Here is a 15787-nt window from a genome sequence, read left to right as displayed (position 1 = left end):
TCGCAGACAGTGCGGTCAGATACGGTCCCACCTATTACACAACCTCCAACGATCATGCGCCAGGCATCTCGCGTCGAGGAACGTGCCCATTTATTACTGTCAGGAACTTGACGGTTACCACCAGCATCAATGTCAGACCGTTTGCCGGCCGTTGCTCCCCGTGCCATTCCGGCCCGCCCCGGCCGACCCGGAAGGCTCTCCAAGACCATCGATCACCTGCGGAAACAGGTGATCGAGGCAGCACCGTCCGAGACCGCCCGGACACGCTGCGCACCGGCTGTCCGGGGGTGGTAAGGGACGGCGGGCGCGTACGGGCTCAAGTCCGACCTGCCCGCAAACGCCCGAACATCGCACTGTCTGTGTGAGCGCCAGTTGACAACTGACGATGCCGATGATCCTGGATCTCCGGACCGGCTCAGGCGAGCTCGACGAGCTCCAGCAGATCGTCGCTCCAGGCGTCCTCGTCGCCGTCGGGCAGCAGGATCGCCCGGTCCGGCTTCAGCGCCTGCACGCAGCCGGCATCGTGGGTGACCAGCACGATCGCGCCCGGGTAGTTGGCGATCGCGTCGAGCACCTGCTCCCGGCTGACCGGGTCGAGGTTGTTCGTCGGCTCGTCGAGCAGCAGCACGTTCGCCCCGGAACAGACCAGGGTGGCCAGCGCCAGCCGGGTCTTCTCCCCGCCGGAGAGCACGCCGGCCGGCTTGTCGACGTCGTCACCCGAGAAGAGGAACGCGCCCAGGATCTTGCGGAGCTCGGTGTCGGTCTGCTCCGAACCGGCGCTGCGCATGTGGTCCAGGATCGTGCGGTCCACGTCCAGCGTCTCGTGCTCCTGGGCGTAGTAGCCCAGCCGCAGGCCGTGCCCGGCGCGCACCTCACCGGTGTCGGACTGCAGCATGCCGCCCAGGATCCGCAGCAGAGTGGTCTTGCCGGCACCGTTGAGACCCAGGATGGCGACCCGCGAGCCGCGGTCCACGGCCACGTCGACATCGGCGAAGATCTCCAGCGAGCCGTACGACTTCGACAGGCCGTGCCCGGTCAGCGGGGTCTTGCCGCACGGGGCCGGGCTGGGGAACCGCACCTTCGCCACCTTGTCGGAGCTGCGCACCTCCTCCAGGCCACCGAGCAGTTTCTCGGCGCGCTTGGCCATGTTCTGCGCGGCGACCGTCTTGGTGGCCTTGGCACGCATCTTGTCGGCCTGGGCCATCAGGGCGCCGGCCTTCTTCTCCGCGTTGGCGCGCTCACGGCGGCGGCGGCGCTCGTCGGTCTCGCGGGCCTCCAGATACGTCTTCCAGCCCATGTTGTACATGTCGACGACCGCGCGGTTGGCGTCCAGATACCACACCTTGTTGACCGCGGCGTCGAGCAGCTCGACGTCGTGGCTGATCACGATCAGGCCGCCCTTGTGCTGCGCCATGTAGCCGCGCAGCCAGGCGATCGAGTCCTGGTCGAGGTGGTTGGTCGGCTCGTCGAGCAGCAGGATGCCCTTGCCGTTCTGCCCGGAGTTGGCGAACAGGATGCGGGCCAGCTCGATCCGGCGGCGCTGACCGCCGGAGAGGGTGCCGATCGTCTGGGCCAGCGCGCGGTCGGGCAGCCCCAGGTTGGCACAGATCCGGGCGGCCTCGGCCTCGGCGCCGTAGCCACCGAGCGCGGAGAACTGGTCCTCCAGCTGGCCGTAGCGCCGGACCAGCTTCTCCTCCGAGCTCTCCTCCAGCTGGACCTCGAGCTTCTGCATCTCGGCCAGGATGCTGTCCAGCCCGCGGGCGGAGAGCACCCGGTCGCGGCCGGTCACGTTCAGGTCACCGGTGCGCGGGTCCTGCGGCAGGTAGCCGATCTCGCTGGTCCGCTCCACCTGACCGGCGTAGGGGATGCCCTCGCCGGCCAGCACCTTCAGCGTGGTGGTCTTGCCCGCGCCGTTACGGCCGACCAGGCCGATCCGGTCGCCGGGCTGAACCCGTAGGGTGGTCGGGGACAGCAGGATCCGTGCTCCGGCGCGAAGTTCCAGTCCGGTGGCGGTGATCATGAAGTCTTATCTCGCTCTCGGGGATCGGGCTGACTCGGGGCGCAACTTGAATCGGCAGGTCAGCCTTCGCGGAGCAGCACGCGGCAATAGTACCCGCCCCCCGCTGACACCCGGCAGCCGATTAAGTCGCAAGATCATCGGGTACTCGCCCGGCAACCTTGGCGAAGTGGGGACGAGATGGAGCTGAACGAGAACGCCGAGATCGACACCAGTCAGGTCGAGGACGTGCGCGGATCCGGCGGTGGCGGTGGCGGCTTCGGCGGCCTGCCGATCCCGATCGGCGGCGGCGGACTCACCGGCATCATCATCACCGTGATCCTGCTGGTGGTCGGCGGTTACTTCGGGGTCAACAACCTGGGCGGCGGCGGCGGCGGAGGCTCCTCCAAGGCCGACAACACCAAGATCAGAAATGAGTGCAAGCAGTCCGACAAGCTCCAGAAGCTCGACTGCCGCAACGTGCTCTACATCAATTCGATCCAGGCATACTGGGCCACCGAGATGCCGCAGGCCTTCGGCAAGCAGTACGAGAAGGTCAACACCACGATCTTCCGGAGCCGGGTGAACACCGGCTGCGGCGCCGCCGACTCGGGCGTCGGGCCGTTCTACTGCCCGGCCGACAACCACGTCTACATCGACCTGACGTTCTACGACCAGCTGGCCAAGGAGCTCGGCGCGCCGGGCGAGTTCGCGCAGCCGTACGTGCTGGCCCACGAATACGGCCACCACGTGCAGGACCTGCTGGGCACCGAGGCCAAGATGCGGCAGGCGCAGAACGCCGACAAGAGCCAGGCGAACCTGCAGTCGGTGCGGCTCGAACTGCAGGCCGACTGCTACGCCGGGGCGTGGGCCAAGGGCGCGACCGGGACCGCCGACGCCAAGGGGAACAAGGTGTTCACGAGCCTCACCGACTCGGACATCCAGCAGGGCATCCAGACCGCCGGGCAGATCGGCGACGACACCCTGCAGAAGCGCGGCGGCGGCACGGTCAACCCGGCCGAGTTCACCCACGGGACGTCCGCCGACCGGCAGAAGTGGTTCCGCACCGGCTACGACTCGGGCGACCCGACGAAGTGCGACACGTTCGCGCCGGGGGCGGTCAACGAGGGCGACTGACCGCCGCCGCGCTCCGGACATCCGGCCGCCGACCCGCACCTGGCGCGGGACGGCGGCCGGAGCCGTTCCCTGTCGCGGAACCCGGGCGACCGGAGCCGCCGCCCGTCGCGGAACCCGGGCGACCGGAGCCGTTCCCGCGGGAGGGTCCGGGGCGGTCAGGGCTCACGGATCAGGATCGGGACCGCGCGGGCCATCGCGATCGCCGAGACCAGCACGGCGTGGCGCGGCTCCGGGACGTCCAGCAGGCGGCCGGCCCGCAGCGCGGCCAGCGGGGCCAGGACCCGGTCGGCGAGGATCGCCTCCACGGCGGCCCGGTCGCCGCCGGTGACCAGGGCCGTCAGCGTACGCACCTCGGGCAGGAGGATGCGTCCGACGATCCCGGCACCGTCCGCGGCGGCCGCTTTGGCCTGATTGTCCCGCCGGCGCGCGAAACGCTGCTGCGACCAGCCACCGGCCGCTGTCCGGCCTTGCACATAGTGCGTGTCCACCTTGGACATCACCAGCTCGCCGCCGTCCACCACCCCGGCCGCGACCGCCCCCTTACGCGCCAGCAGCAACCCGAACCGGCGCGGCGCCAGGGCGGCGGCGGTCAGCTCGGCCACCGTCGCCGGCTCCCCCACGCCGGGCGGGGCGTGCAGCGACGCTTCGGCCCCGTCGGCGGCGATCAAGGTCAAGCCGATTTCCCGGTACGGCCCGTGCCGGGTACCGAAGTTCTCCAGCCAGCGCCCCACCCGCTCGGGCGCCACATCCACCCATTTCCCGCCACCGGCGGCCGGCCGTTCACCCATTCTCGCCACCCTACGGCGGCCGCATCCGGCCCGCTCCCGCCCCGCGGCAGGGTCACCGTTCTACTCGGATCCCGATGGCACGATCCGGCCCCGCGCCGCAGCGCGGTCGCCATTCTCATCGGGTCCAGTGGCAGGATCCGGCCCCGCGCCGCAGCGCGGTCACCATTCTCATCGGGCCCAGTGGCAGGATCCGGCCCCGCGCCGCAGCGCGGTCGCCATTCTCGTCGGACCCAGTGGCAGGATCCGGGCCGGCCCCGCCCCGCGGCGCGGTCGTGGTTTTTTGTCGGACCCCGGTGGCAGGATCCGGGCATGAGCTTGACCGAGGTGGTGATGGCGCGGCTGACCACGGCTTTCGAGGCGGCCCGCGACCCGGTGCGGGCCCCGGCGATGGCGGCCTACATGCGCGATCAGTTCCGGTTCCTCGGCCTGAGCGCGACTGCCCGCCGTGCCGCCGCCCGCGCCGTCCTGGCCGGCCTGCCCCGCCCCGACGAGGCGGTCCTGGTTGACATCGCCCGGGCCTGCTGGGCTCGCGACGAGCGGGAGTTCCAGCAGTTCGCCTGCGACTTCCTAACCGCCGGCCTGCCGGCCACCAGCCCGGGTTCCCTCGCCCTCGCCGAGGAGCTGATCACCACGAAATCGTGGTGGGACACGGTCGACCCGCTCGCCACCCACTTCACCGGCGGCCTGGTCCGCCGACATCCCGAGCTGTGCCGCCGGATGGACGACTGGTCGGCCGCCGACGATCTGTGGCTGATCCGCACCGCGATCCTGCACCAGCTGCACTACGGCGCGGCGACGGACACCGACCGGCTCTTCGACTACTGCACCCGGCAGGCCGGCCACCCGGATTTCTTCGTCCGCAAGGCGATCGGCTGGGCGCTGCGGCACTACGCCCGCACTGACCCCCAAGCGGTGCGGGCCTACCTGACCGCCCACGCCGCGCGCCTGTCGCCGCTCTCCCTCCGGGAGGCCGCCAAGCACCTGTAGGTTCAGCCGGCCCGTGTGCGAGGCTCATCGAACGACCGGTCCGGCGCTCATCGTGTCGCCGATGAGGCTCATCGAACAACCGATCCGACGCTCATCGCGTCGCCGATGAGGCTCATCGAACAACCGATCCGACGCTCATCGCGTCGCCGATGAGGCTCATCGAACAACCGATCCGACGCTCATCGCGTCGCCGATAAGATTCATCCCGCAGACGTCAGTGACGGCTCGCCGCGCTCGGCAACCCGGCCGGGCGCCCGGTGCTCGTCCAGCGCGTGCCACGCCGAGGAGACGAACGGGGCGAGCGTGACCAGCAGATATCCGATGCCGGCGAGCAGCGCCCCGGTGCGCAGGCCGAGGTCGTCGGCGGCCCAGCCGCCGAGCACGCCGCCGAGCGGGATGCCGGCCCAGGAGAAGGCGATCAGCACGCTCATCACCCGGCCCTGCATCCGGACCGGCACCCGTTCGTAGACGGCGGCCAGCAGGATCGGATTGATCGACGCCATCAGTGTCCCGGCCAGCGCGGCGATCGCCAGGACCGGCCACAGACGGTCGCTCAGCGACAGGGCGAACAGTTGCGCCGGCCCGCCGAGCAGGAAGCAGACGGCGAAGGTGGAGCGGCGCGGCAGCCGGGGACCGACGATCGTCCAGAGGATGTTGCCGGCCACCGCCCCGATCCCGAAGGCGCTGCCCAGCACGCCGAGCGCGGCCGGCCCGTGCGGGCCCTCGCGGACCCAGACCGGGACGAAAACCGTGGCGTACGCCTGGTCGAAGAGGTTCGTCACGAACAGCATCGACATGATCCCGATGATCAGCCGATCCTGTCGCACATGGCGGAATCCGCAGCGCAGCGCCGCCGCGTACCCGCCCTCCTCGTCGTCGGCGGGCGGCTGGCCGGTCGAGCCGGCCCGGACGAACAGTGTGATCAGCAGGGCGCAGGCGCCGAACGAGGCGGCGTCGGCGAGCAGCACCCGGGCCGGGCCGGCCGCCGCCACCAGCAGCCCGGCCAGCGGCAGCCCGAGCAGCGTGGCGACCCGGCTGATCCCGTCGTACAGCGTGGTGCCGCGTTCGGTGCTCAGCCCGGCGGCCGCGATCACCCGGGGCAGCAGCGCCCGTTTGGCCGTGTCGCCGAAGCCGCGCAGCGCCCCGGCCACGGCGATCAGGACGAGCAGCGTGTGGTACGGCACCGCCCCGGTGGCGTAGAGGACCGGGATGCCGATGACCGCGATCATGCTGGCCACGTCGGCGGCGACCGCGGTGGGACGCGGTCCGGCCCGGTCCACGATCGGGCCGCCGAGCAGCCCGGCCAGCACGTACGGCAGCATCTCGGCGAAGCCGGCGACACCGGCGAGCAGCGCCGACCCGGTGCTGGTCAGCACCAGCCAGGGCAGCGCCACGAAGGTGATCCGGCTGCCGAGCAGGGAGATCGCCTCAGCGGCGAGCAGGCCGGCCAGTCCTCGCCTCACCCTCGGTTCCTTCTCCGGGTTCGCCACTGTACGACGACCTGCGGGCATCGAACCAACCTATCCGTGCAAAGCGGCCTTTGGAAGACACAGGTCGATATGTTGTCCAAGAGTCAGGCCGGTGGGAGGTGGTCGATCACGTTGTACCGGTCGAGCCGGAGGGTTCCACCGTCGTCGGTGAACCGGGTGATCGACGCGTTGCGCACCGCGCCCGCGGACTTCTCCACCGCGGCCAGCTCTTCCCAGTCCAGATCCTCGATGACGGCGCGGGTCATCAGCACCACCGCGTCGTGCGCCACCACGAGCACGCGCCGGCCGGCGTGCGCACGGTGCAGATCATCCAGGAACGACGTCAGCCGCACCCGGATGTCCGCGAACGACTCCCCGCCGGGCGGGCAGTACTCCCACGGGCCGGCCTCGGCCAGCCGCGCCGCCTCCCCGGGGAACCGGGCGGCCACCGCGGCCCGGGTCAGCATCTCCAGATCTCCGAGCAGACGATCGACGAGACGATCGTCGGTACGCGGTTCCGGCAGCGCCACGCCCGCCGCTCGCGCCGCGATCCGCCAGGTCTCCCGGGCCCGCAGATACGGCGAGGTCACCACCACCTCGGGACGGGCGTCCGCCGGCTGCCCGGCCAGCCAGGCACCGACCGCCCGGGCCTGCGCCTCGCCCCGCTCGGTGAGCGGCACCTCGGCGTCCGGCCCGCTCAGCGCGATCTCCAGCAGTTCCCCCTCGTCGGCCTGCGGGAAGAGCACGTTGGCCAGGCTCTGCCCGTGCCGGATCAGGATCAGTTCGGCGACCACACCCATGATCGGACCCTAACCGTGACACACCGTCGCCGGGAAGAAGCCCGGGGTAGGCGACCCTGGGCACCCGGGTGCCCCGCCGGCCTGGCGGCAACCGGCTCGCCGGGCGGAAAATCGCTGGCCCGGCGGGCCTGGCGGGTCGCATGATGACGCCGTGACCGTGCTGAGAGCCTTCCCCGCCATCCCTGTCGCCGCCGACGTCCGGCCCGCGCGACAGCAGCCGGCCCGGCACGGAACGGCGGTGCCCGGCCAGCGGTCATGAGCGCCCCGTTCCTGGCCGGCGTCGTCGCCGGATACGGGATCGCGGTGCCGGTCGGCGCGATCGGTGCCCTCATCGCCGGGCTCAGTGCCCGCACCTCGCTGCGGGTCGGCGCGGCCGCCGGCCTCGGCGCGGCCACCGCGGACGGGGTGTACGCGTGCGTCGCGGTCGCCGGGGGCGCGGCGGTGGCCGGGGTGATCGCCCCGATCGCCGGTCCGCTGCGCTGGCTCGGCGCGCTGGTCCTGCTGGCACTGGCGGGCTGGACGGCGTGGGGCGCGATCCGCCACCCGAGCACCGGGGCCCGCGATGAGCGCCCCACGACGCCGCTGCGCGCGTACGCCGCAATCCTGGGTTTGACCCTGTTGAACCCGGCGACCGTGATCTATTTCGCGGCGCTGGTGCTGGCCGACGGCGGCGCCGGCGGCGGGCCGTGGTTCGTGCTCGGCGCGTTCCTGGCCTCGGCGAGCTGGCAACTGCTGATCGCCGGCGGCGGCTCGCTGATCGGGCGGCTGCTCACCGGGCCGCGCGGCCGGTTGATCACCGCCCTGTCGTCCAGCGTGGTGATCGCCGTGCTCGCCGTCCGGCTGCTGACGAGTACCTGAGGCGCGCCCGGGCGGCGGCCACCGTCTGACCGCGAAAGGTCAGGCGCCGCGGAGGAATCCGGCGACCTTCTGGGTGAACCAGTCGGGATCGTCGAGCCACGCGAAATGACCGCCGCCCGGCACCATCGCCAACTCGGCGTGCGGGAACAGGCCGGCGTACTCGGCGGCTGACTTCGGCGGCAGCTGCAGGTCCATCTCCCCGGAGATCAGCAGCACAGAGGCTTGCAGGGCGGCGAGCCCGGCCCGTACGGCCGCGGGGTCGAAAGCGCCCTCGGCGTTGTAGGCCGCGGCCGCGACCCGGTTCTTCTGATCGGCCTCGCGGGCCGAATAGGCCTGCGTCCCGGCATCCCAGCGGCCGTAGATGAACGGGGCCAGCGCCCGGCCGTCGGCAGCGGTGGCCTGACCGGTCTGGATCCGTTCCAGGGCGGCGAACGCCTCCGGGAACCACGGCTCCGCGCGCCGCTCCTCGGCGACCCGCCGCCGGTCCAGGTCGCTGATCTCCAGCGAGACCGCCCGGGGGCTCGGATTGACGAGGATCAGCCGGCGTACGCGGTCGGGGTGCGCGACAGCGTAGAGCAGCGCCAGACTCGCGCCGGCCGAGTGGCCCAGCAGGTCGAAACGCTCCAGGCGGACCCGCTGGCGCAGCGCCTCGATGTCGGGCACCTGACGGTCGCAGCGGTAGGTGTCCGGATCGTCCGGCGGCGGCGAGTCGCCGGTGCCGCGCAGATCCGGGATGAGCAGCAGACGGTGGGCGGACAGGCCGCCGAGGTCGCCGAGATAGGTGGAGGCCTGCATGGGGCCGCCGGGGAGGCAGACCAGCGGGTCGCCGGAGCCGGCGCGGTGCAGGGCCAGCCGGAGACCGTCGGGGGCGATGAAGGTGTCCACCCGGAAATCCTATGCGCGAACGTCGATCCACTGGGGACCCGCCGCGCCCGTCCCCCCGCCGGGACCGTCGATCGCGCGGAATTGTCGGTGGGCCGGTCTAGGCTCACGACCGTGGTTGCGTTCACCGGTGACTTCGAGACCCACCTGACCGCCGGGGCCGGGCAGGTGGCGGCGCTGGCCGCGTTCGCCGCCGAGCACGGCCTCACGTTCCTGCACATCGAGCTGGATCGCGGCGTGACGACCTCGCAGCCGATGCTCACCCTGCGCGGCAGCGGTGGTCTCGCCGACCGGCTCGACGTCGCCCACCAGTGGTGCCGGCGGCTGCGCGAGGCCGGGATCACCCCCACCCGGGTGAAAATCGAGGCGTCGCCGTGGACCGACGGGGTGCCGCAGCACGACGAGGCCGCCGCCGACCAGCCCGCCTACCGCTATTTCGAGCACCATCTGAAGCTGCGCCTCCCACCCGGGATGGCCGATCTGATCGCGCTGACCGACCTCGTCGAGCCGCACGGGGCGCGGCTGTCCCGCAACGCCCTGAAGCGTTCCGCCGACGGCGCCGAGATCCGCTTCGTCAACCAGCGCTGCCATCGCGTCGGGCTGGCGTCGGCCACCTCGCGGCTGGACCGCCTGGTCGCCGCGCTGCGGGACGCCGGCCACGACATCGTCTCGGTCGAGCAGGAATACGTGGTGCACGACGACAACCTGCGGATCGACGACGGCTGGCTGCCCCGGGAGGAGCCGGTCGACACCTCGTGGACGCCGAGCCGGCGCTGACCCTGATGCGCGGCATCGCCCGCGCCGTCGAGCACTCCCCCGGCACCGGGCCGGCGCTGACCCTGATGCGCGGCATCGCCCGCGCCGTCGAGCGCTCCCCCGGCACCGGGCCGGCGCTGACCCTGATGCGCGGCATCGCCCGCGCCGTCGAGCGCTCCCCCGGCGCCGGGCCGGCACCCGGCGCGGTCACCGAGTCCGCGATCGCGACCTACGAGCGGGCCGCGCGGCACGCCGCCTGATGATCCGCGTTCCGCGGCGCCCGGATCCCGGACGGCGGCGTGCCGCCCCGGGAGCGCACCGCGGCGCCGGGCGGACAGGCACGACCCGTGATCAACCGGGAAGCGAGGTTGCTCGGAGGAACCGCGGGCGGAGGCGCCGGGGCCCGCCATGCCCGGGCCGACGTGCCCGCGGGTGGCCGGGCCGCCGGGTCGGTGGCGTTGGGACTACGACCAGGCGTTGATTTGGGTGGCGACCTCGCGGTCGCCGTCGATGCGGACGGCGTCCAGCGGGATGCGGCGGTAGAGGTGCAGGACCAGGTCGCTGGCGGTGCCATGGACACGGGTGACGGGTTCGCCGCTGGCCGCCGGGTCGGCGGTGGCGCCGGCCGGGGACAGGTCGAGGGTCCAGGAGGGGCCTTCGACGGCCTGGTACTGGACCCGGGCCGGGCGGTGCGGCCAGGCGCCGCGCGAACCGAGGCCGGTCGCCAGGAACTCGCTGACCCCGTCGACGGCGATCGCGGCCGGCAGTGGTTCCGCCTTGCCGAGCGCCTCCATCGCGTCGAAGGCGTGCACCGCGGCCTCCTGCACCTGATGCCGGGCCACCGCGGCCACCGTGTGCGGCGCCGCCTCGACCGGCCACCACGCCCAGCACGGCGTGTCCGGCCCGGCGGCGCGCAGGGCGGCCCCGAGCAGCCGGGTCGACTCGCCCAACCACTCCAGCAGGTCGCTCTGCGGGAACGTGCTGCCGTACCGCTCCCGGGGCGGCGGCCCGGACGGGTCCGCCTCGGTCACCACCAGCGCCCAGAAACGCTGCACCTCGCCGAGGTGCGCGACCAGATCACGCAGCGACCAGTCCGGGCAGCCCGGCACCCGGGCTCCCATGTCCGGCGCGGCGGCGGCCGCCTCCCGCAGCGCCGCGGAACGCTCCTCGACCAGCGTGACAAGCTCGGAGAAGGGCGGAGTCGGAGTCATCCCCGGTTTCTACCACCGGAAACGCCGCGTCCCTCCAGAAATGGCATATTCACCCTGAAACGTCGCGACTTCGCCATCCGCCGGAAACCTTCCACCGATCATCACCACGTCGCTACTTCGCCATCCGCCGGTAGACCCTCACCACGACGAAAGGCGGCACCCCGAATCCGGGGCACCGCCTTCGTCGTGTCGGTGTCAGACGTTGAAGCCGAGGGCGCGCAGCTGCTCGCGGCCGTCGTCGGTGATCTTGTCGGGGCCCCACGGCGGCAGCCACACCCAGTTGATCCGGAAGTCCTGGACCAGGCCGCCACCCGGGCCGGTGGTCAGCGCCTGGCGGGTCTGGTCCTCGATCACGTCGGTCAGCGGGCAGGCCGCCGAGGTCAGCGTCATGTCCAGGGTGACCACGTTGTCGTCGTCGACGTGCACGCCGTAGACCAGGCCCAGGTCGACGACGTTGATCCCCAGCTCGGGGTCGACGACGTCCTTCATCGCCTCTTCGACGTCGTCGACCGAGGCCTTCTTCCCGGGCGCCGCCTTCTCACCGGCGACCGCGACACCGGCGACCGCGACACCGGCGACCGCGACACCGGCGACCGGGTCACCGGCAGCCGAGTCACCGTTCGCCGAGTCACCGTTGGCCGAATCGCCGGCGGCGGCCCCGGCCGACACGCCGGCAGCCGGGACCTCGACCGGCTCGCCGGAGGCGGCCGCAGCGGCCCGCTCCTGCGCCAGCCACGCCGGAACCTCGTCGTCAGCGGCCGACGTCACGCCGGCCGGAGCCGACGCCACGGTCCGCGCGGTGTCCCCCTCGGCCGCGTGCGAATGCCCATGCCCGTGGTCGTGCCCGTGGTCGTGCCCGGGACCACCGGCGGCGTGGTCATGCCCGTGGTCGTGGCCGTGATCCCCGTGGTTGTGGCCCTCGTGCCCGTGACCATCGTGGTCGTGGTGGGCGTGGCCGTGGGCCACGGTCTGAACGGATTCGGTATCGCTCATGCCTTCACCTCCGGGCTCGCGCCCACCTCGACGCCGGCCCGTACCGCCGCGTCCTTGAATGCCATCCACGGCAGCAGGGCACATTTGACCCGGGCCGGAAACTTCGCGACGCCCGCGAAGGCGATCCCGTCGCCGAGCACGTCCTCGTCGGGTTCGATGGCGCCACGGCTCTGCATCAGCTCGACGAACGCGTGGTGGATCTCGGCGACGGTCGCCGCGTCCTTGCCCTGCAGCAGCTCGTGCAGCACCGAGGCGGACGCCTGGCTGATCGAGCAACCCAACCCGTCGTAGGAGATATCCGAGAAGTCGGAACTGACCCGGACGGTGATCTCGTCGCCGCACGTCGGATTGACGTGATGCGCCTCGCCATCGAAAGGATCCCGCAGCCCACGCCCATGCGGGTGCTTGTAGTGGTCCAGGATGATGTCCTGGTACAGCGCGTCGAGCAGCATCAGCCGAACACCTTCCGCACCTGGTCGAGACCGCGCGCCAGGGCGTCGATCTCCTCCGTGGTCGTGTAGAGGTAGAACGAGGCCCGGGTCATCGCCGGCACCGCGAAGCGCACGCACACCGGCCGCGCGCAGTGGTGCCCGACCCGCACCTCGACGCCGAGCGCGTCCAGGACCTGCCCGACGTCGTGCGGGTGCACCCCGTCGACGCCGAACGACACGGTGCCGCCGCGTCCCACCGGAGACGCGGGGCCGAAGATCCGGACCCCCGGGACCGATCCGAGCTGTTCCAACGCGTACGCCGTGATGTCCTGCTCGTGCCGGTGGATGTTGTCCATCCCCAGCGCGGTCAGGTAGTCGACGGCGGCGCCCAGCCCGATCGCCTCGGTGATCGGGGGCGTGCCGGCCTCGAACCGGGCGGGCGGCGGCGCGTACGTCGTCTTCGCCATCGTGACCGTCTCGATCATCGAGCCGCCGGCCAGGAACGGCGGCATCTGCGCGAGCAGGTCGAACCTGCCCCAGAGCACGCCGATCCCGGTCGGGCCGAGCATCTTGTGCCCGGTGAACGCGATGAAGTCGACGCCGAGCGCCCGCACGTCGATCGGCAGGTGCGGCACCGACTGGGACGCGTCCAGCATGACCAGCGCGCCGACCTGCCGGGCCCGCTCGACGAGCCGGGTCACGTCGTTGATCGTGCCGAGCACGTTGGACATGTGCACGACCGAGACGAGCTTGGTGCGCTCATTGACCAGCGCGTCCAGCTCGGACTCGTCGAGCCGGCCCTCGTCGGTGATGCCGAACCAGCGCAGCGTGGCGCCGGTCCGCTCGCAGAGCAGCTGCCACGGCACCAGGTTGGAGTGGTGCTCCATCTCGGAGATGACGATCTCGTCACCGGGGCCCAGCCGCAGGAACGAGCCGGCCGCGTGCGCGACCAGGTTGATCGCCTCGGTGGAGTTCTTGGTGAAGATCACCTCGTCGGGCGTGCCCGCGCCGATGAACGACGCGATCCTGGCGCGGGCGCCCTCGTACATCTCGGTCGACTCGGTGCCGAGCGTGTGCACCGAGCGGGACACGTTGCCGTTGTGCCGCTCCTGGTGCGCGCGCATGACGTCGAGCACCTGCACCGGCTTCTGCGAGGTGTTGGCGCTGTCCAGGTAGACCAGCGGGTGGCCGTTCACCTCCCGCTCGAAGATCGGGAAGTCTTTGCGCACCCGCGCGACGTCGTAGCTCATCGAGTCTCTCCTCAGGCCTTGGCCAGGAACTTCTCGTAACCGGAGACCTCGAGCTCCTCGGCCAGCTCCGGGCCGCCCTCCTCGACGATCTTGCCGCCGACGAAGACGTGCACGAAGTCCGGCTTGATGTAGCGCAGGATCCGGGTGTAGTGGGTGATCAGCAGGAAGCCGGTCTCGCCGGTCTCGCGCACCCGGTTGACACCCTCGCTGACGATCCGCAGCGCGTCGATGTCGAGGCCGGAGTCGGTCTCGTCGAGGATCGCCATCTTCGGCTTGAGCAGCTCGAGCTGCATGATCTCGTGCCGCTTCTTCTCACCGCCGGAGAAGCCCTCGTTGACGTTGCGCTGCGCGAACGACGGGTCCATCTGCAGCTTCTCCATGGCACCGCGCAGCTCGCCGGCCCAGGTGCGCAGCTTCGGCGCCTCGCCGTCGATCGCGGTCTTGGCGGTGCGCAGGAAGTTCGCGACCGAGACGCCGGGGACCTCGACCGGGTACTGCATGGCCAGGAAGAGGCCGGCGCGGGCCCGCTCGTCGACGCTGAGCGCCAGCACGTCCTGCCCGTCCAGGGTCACCGACCCGCCGGTGATCTCGTACTTCGGGTGACCGGCGATGGAGTACGCCAGGGTGGACTTGCCGGAGCCGTTCGGGCCCATGATGGCGTGCGTCTCGCCGGACGTGATGGTGAGGTCGACCCCGGCCAGAATCGGCTTCAGCTCACCATCGGGCAGCTTCACCGAAACCTGCAGGTCGCGGATCTCCAGGGTGCTCACGGCTGTACTCCATTGCTCGGTGTCGTGGAAACGTGGATGTCTCCGTCGCGGATCTCGACGGGGTAGACCGCCACCGGGTCGATGGCGGGCGGTCCGGAGGGCTCGCCGGTGCGCAGGTCGAAGCGGGAGCCGTGCAGCCAGCACTCCAGCGTGCACCCGTCGACCTCGCCCTCGGAGAGCGCCACCGAGGCGTGGCTGCACTCGTCACGGACCGCGTAGAAGGTGTCGTCGTCGGCGTGCACCACCGCGATCTCGACGCCGTCGACCTCCACCCGGAGCGCGGTGCCTTTCGCGATGTCGGACGCCGGCCCGACGTTCTCGAAGCTCACTATGCCCCGGCCTCCACCAGACGGGCCTCGATCGCGTCGCCGAGCCGCTCGCGCAGCTCCTCGACCGGGATCTTGTTGATCAGCTCGGCGAAGAAGCCGCGGACCACCAGCTTGCGCGCCTCGCCCTCGGGGATGCCGCGAGCCATCAGGTAGAACAGCTGCTCGTCATCGAACCGCCCGGTCGCGCTGGCGTGCCCGGCGCCGGCCACCTCACCGGTCTCGATCTCCAGGTTGGGCACCGAGTCGGCCCGGGCCCCGTCGGTGAGGATCAGGTTCCGATTGATCTCGTACGTGTCGGTCCCGGTGGCCGCCGCGCGGATGAGCACGTCACCCACCCAGACGGTGTGCGCCGACGTCCCCTGCAGCGCGCCCCGGTACCCCACGTGGCTGCGGCAGTCGGGCACGCTGTGGTCGACCAGTTGGCGGTGCTCGTGGTGCTGGCCGGCGTCGGCGAAGTACAGCCCCCAGAGCTCGGCGTCGCCGCCCCGCCCGGCGTACTCCACGCTGGTGAACTGCCGGACCAGGTCACCGCCGAGGGTGACCTGCACGTGCTGCACCCGGGCGTCCTTGCCGACCCGGAACTTCACGTGCTGGGCCTGCACCGCGTCGGTGTCCCACTCGGCCAGCGTCACGAAGGTCAGCTGGGCGCCGTCGCCGATGATCACCTCGACGTTGTCGGCCAGGGTGACCGTGCCGGTCTGCTGCAGCACGACGGTCGCCTTGGCGAACCGGCCGACCCGGACCACGGTGCGCGCGGCCGCGGCCGCGCCGCCCTTGCCGACCAGCCGGATCACGGCCGCCTCGGTGGGCTCGGCCTCGGCGGCCACCTCGATCACGGTGACGGTGGCCGCCGAGCCGTAGGCCAGGGCGCTGATCCGGTCGAACGGGGTGAGCACCGGGTCGACGTCGGCGGCGGTGGACACCGTGACGCCGGCCGGCAGGTCGCCGTGCTCCACCGACGGGGCCGCGCCGTCCAGCTTGGTGGCCTTGACCAGGTCACGCAGCCGCTTCAGCGGGGTAAAACGCCACTCCTCCTCCAGGCCGGTGAGGGCCGGGAAGTCGGTGACGTCGAAGGAGCGCAGCACCTGCGACTTGGTGCTCGGCGGGGCGATGGTAGTCATTTCGTCCTT

General features: G+C 71.7%; 17 protein-coding genes. 5 read left to right on the top strand and 12 right to left on the bottom strand.

All coding sequences use genetic code 11. The features are described 5' to 3' along the window. Nucleotides 1–415 precede the first annotated feature (415 nt). Complete coding sequence (locus ACSP50_RS09020) at nucleotides 416–2020, bottom strand: ABC-F family ATP-binding cassette domain-containing protein (RefSeq protein WP_014688858.1); 1605 nt, start codon at nucleotides 2018–2020, stop codon at nucleotides 416–418. 177 nt (nucleotides 2021–2197) lie between these two features. Between ACSP50_RS09020 and ACSP50_RS09015 the strand changes: the two genes are divergently transcribed. Further along, nucleotides 2198–3133 (top strand): neutral zinc metallopeptidase, encoded by a 936-nt coding sequence (locus ACSP50_RS09015; protein WP_014688857.1) that lies wholly within the window; start codon nucleotides 2198–2200, stop codon nucleotides 3131–3133. 155 nt (nucleotides 3134–3288) lie between these two features. On the opposite strand, the gene ACSP50_RS09010 is transcribed toward ACSP50_RS09015, so the two are convergent. Next, nucleotides 3289–3921, bottom strand: coding sequence for an acVLRF1 family peptidyl-tRNA hydrolase (locus tag ACSP50_RS09010; protein WP_014688856.1), 633 nt, complete (start codon nucleotides 3919–3921; stop codon nucleotides 3289–3291). A gap of 309 nt (nucleotides 3922–4230) precedes the next feature. Between ACSP50_RS09010 and ACSP50_RS09005 the strand changes: the two genes are divergently transcribed. Next, nucleotides 4231–4908 (top strand): DNA alkylation repair protein, encoded by a 678-nt coding sequence (locus ACSP50_RS09005; RefSeq protein WP_014688855.1) that lies wholly within the window; start codon nucleotides 4231–4233, stop codon nucleotides 4906–4908. 200 nt (nucleotides 4909–5108) lie between these two features. Here the strand turns inward: ACSP50_RS09005 and ACSP50_RS09000 are convergent, their stop codons facing one another. Next, a complete protein-coding gene (locus ACSP50_RS09000; protein ID WP_231956888.1) occupies nucleotides 5109–6371 on the bottom strand; it encodes an MFS transporter in 1263 nt (420 codons plus the stop codon). A 110-nt stretch (nucleotides 6372–6481) separates the two neighbouring features. Further along, on the bottom strand, nucleotides 6482–7177 hold the full coding sequence (locus tag ACSP50_RS08995) for a histidine phosphatase family protein (protein WP_014688853.1): 696 nt from the start codon (nucleotides 7175–7177) through the stop codon (nucleotides 6482–6484). Nucleotides 7178–7432: 255 nt separating this feature from the next. On the opposite strand from ACSP50_RS08995, the gene ACSP50_RS08990 reads away from it, so the two are divergent. Then, on the top strand, nucleotides 7433–8035 hold the full coding sequence (locus ACSP50_RS08990; protein ID WP_014688852.1) for a LysE family transporter: 603 nt from the start codon (nucleotides 7433–7435) through the stop codon (nucleotides 8033–8035). 39 nt (nucleotides 8036–8074) lie between these two features. On the opposite strand, the gene ACSP50_RS08985 is transcribed toward ACSP50_RS08990, so the two are convergent. Beyond that, complete coding sequence (locus ACSP50_RS08985) at nucleotides 8075–8920, bottom strand: alpha/beta fold hydrolase (protein ID WP_014688851.1); 846 nt, start codon at nucleotides 8918–8920, stop codon at nucleotides 8075–8077. Between the two features lie 111 nt (nucleotides 8921–9031). Here ACSP50_RS08985 and ACSP50_RS08980 point away from each other — a divergent pair, with 111 nt between their 5' ends. Both ACSP50_RS08980 and ACSP50_RS08975 read left to right on the top strand, forming a co-directional pair. Further along, nucleotides 9032–9694 carry a hypothetical protein gene (locus tag ACSP50_RS08980; protein ID WP_014688850.1) on the top strand — a complete coding sequence of 221 codons (663 nt, stop codon included), beginning with the start codon at nucleotides 9032–9034 and terminating at the stop codon, nucleotides 9692–9694. Next, the gene (locus tag ACSP50_RS08975; protein ID WP_014688849.1) at nucleotides 9673–9933 is read left to right on the top strand and encodes a hypothetical protein; all 261 of its coding nucleotides are present in this window, start codon (nucleotides 9673–9675) and stop codon (nucleotides 9931–9933) included. The genes ACSP50_RS08980 and ACSP50_RS08975 overlap by 22 nt, the downstream gene beginning before the upstream one ends. Nucleotides 9934–10137: 204 nt before the next feature. Here the strand turns inward: ACSP50_RS08975 and ACSP50_RS08970 are convergent, their stop codons facing one another. From ACSP50_RS08970 to sufD, 7 genes are all read right to left on the bottom strand, one after another. Further along, entirely contained in the window at nucleotides 10138–10884 is a 747-nt protein-coding gene (locus ACSP50_RS08970; RefSeq protein ID WP_014688848.1) for a maleylpyruvate isomerase family mycothiol-dependent enzyme, read from the bottom strand. Between the two features lie 195 nt (nucleotides 10885–11079). Then, on the bottom strand, nucleotides 11080–11553 hold the full coding sequence (locus ACSP50_RS08965; protein ID WP_063714051.1) for a metal-sulfur cluster assembly factor: 474 nt from the start codon (nucleotides 11551–11553) through the stop codon (nucleotides 11080–11082). A 320-nt stretch (nucleotides 11554–11873) separates the two neighbouring features. Further along, entirely contained in the window at nucleotides 11874–12329 is a 456-nt protein-coding gene (gene sufU / locus ACSP50_RS08960; protein ID WP_014688846.1) for a Fe-S cluster assembly sulfur transfer protein SufU, read from the bottom strand. Beyond that, nucleotides 12329–13558 carry a cysteine desulfurase gene (locus ACSP50_RS08955; protein WP_014688845.1) on the bottom strand — a complete coding sequence of 410 codons (1230 nt, stop codon included), beginning with the start codon at nucleotides 13556–13558 and terminating at the stop codon, nucleotides 12329–12331. The genes sufU and ACSP50_RS08955 overlap by 1 nt, the downstream gene beginning before the upstream one ends. 11 nt (nucleotides 13559–13569) lie before the next feature. Continuing rightward, nucleotides 13570–14328 (bottom strand): Fe-S cluster assembly ATPase SufC, encoded by a 759-nt coding sequence (gene sufC, locus ACSP50_RS08950; protein WP_014688844.1) that lies wholly within the window; start codon nucleotides 14326–14328, stop codon nucleotides 13570–13572. Then, nucleotides 14325–14657, bottom strand: a complete 333-nt coding sequence (locus ACSP50_RS08945) for a non-heme iron oxygenase ferredoxin subunit (protein ID WP_014688843.1) — start codon at nucleotides 14655–14657, stop codon at nucleotides 14325–14327. Before ACSP50_RS08945 ends, sufC begins: the two co-directional genes overlap by 4 nt. Beyond that, nucleotides 14657–15778 carry a Fe-S cluster assembly protein SufD gene (gene sufD / locus ACSP50_RS08940; RefSeq protein ID WP_014688842.1) on the bottom strand — a complete coding sequence of 374 codons (1122 nt, stop codon included), beginning with the start codon at nucleotides 15776–15778 and terminating at the stop codon, nucleotides 14657–14659. Before sufD ends, ACSP50_RS08945 begins: the two co-directional genes overlap by 1 nt. Nucleotides 15779–15787: the final 9 nt, after the last annotated feature.

Origin of the sequence: Actinoplanes sp. SE50/110 (assembly GCF_900119315.1) — a bacterium.
GTDB lineage: Bacteria > Actinomycetota > Actinomycetes > Mycobacteriales > Micromonosporaceae > Actinoplanes.
This window is presented reverse-complemented; position numbering and strand designations above follow the sequence as displayed.

Bases quoted from the DNA above. Each gene is read 5' to 3' on its own strand.
- ACSP50_RS09020 (WP_014688858.1), bottom strand. From the start codon at position 2,020: ATGATCACCGCCACCGGACTGGAACTTCGCGCCGGAGCACGGATCCTG.
- ACSP50_RS09015 (WP_014688857.1), top strand. From the start codon at position 2,198: ATGGAGCTGAACGAGAACGCCGAGATCGACACCAGTCAGGTCGAGGAC.
- ACSP50_RS09010 (WP_014688856.1), bottom strand. From the start codon at position 3,921: ATGGGTGAACGGCCGGCCGCCGGTGGCGGGAAATGGGTGGATGTGGCG.
- ACSP50_RS09005 (WP_014688855.1), top strand. From the start codon at position 4,231: ATGAGCTTGACCGAGGTGGTGATGGCGCGGCTGACCACGGCTTTCGAG.
- ACSP50_RS08995 (WP_014688853.1), bottom strand. From the start codon at position 7,177: ATGGGTGTGGTCGCCGAACTGATCCTGATCCGGCACGGGCAGAGCCTG.
- ACSP50_RS08990 (WP_014688852.1), top strand. From the start codon at position 7,433: ATGAGCGCCCCGTTCCTGGCCGGCGTCGTCGCCGGATACGGGATCGCG.
- ACSP50_RS08970 (WP_014688848.1), bottom strand. From the start codon at position 10,884: ATGACTCCGACTCCGCCCTTCTCCGAGCTTGTCACGCTGGTCGAGGAG.
- sufU (WP_014688846.1), bottom strand. From the start codon at position 12,329: ATGCTGCTCGACGCGCTGTACCAGGACATCATCCTGGACCACTACAAG.
- ACSP50_RS08955 (WP_014688845.1), bottom strand. From the start codon at position 13,558: ATGAGCTACGACGTCGCGCGGGTGCGCAAAGACTTCCCGATCTTCGAG.
- sufD (WP_014688842.1), bottom strand. From the start codon at position 15,778: ATGACTACCATCGCCCCGCCGAGCACCAAGTCGCAGGTGCTGCGCTCC.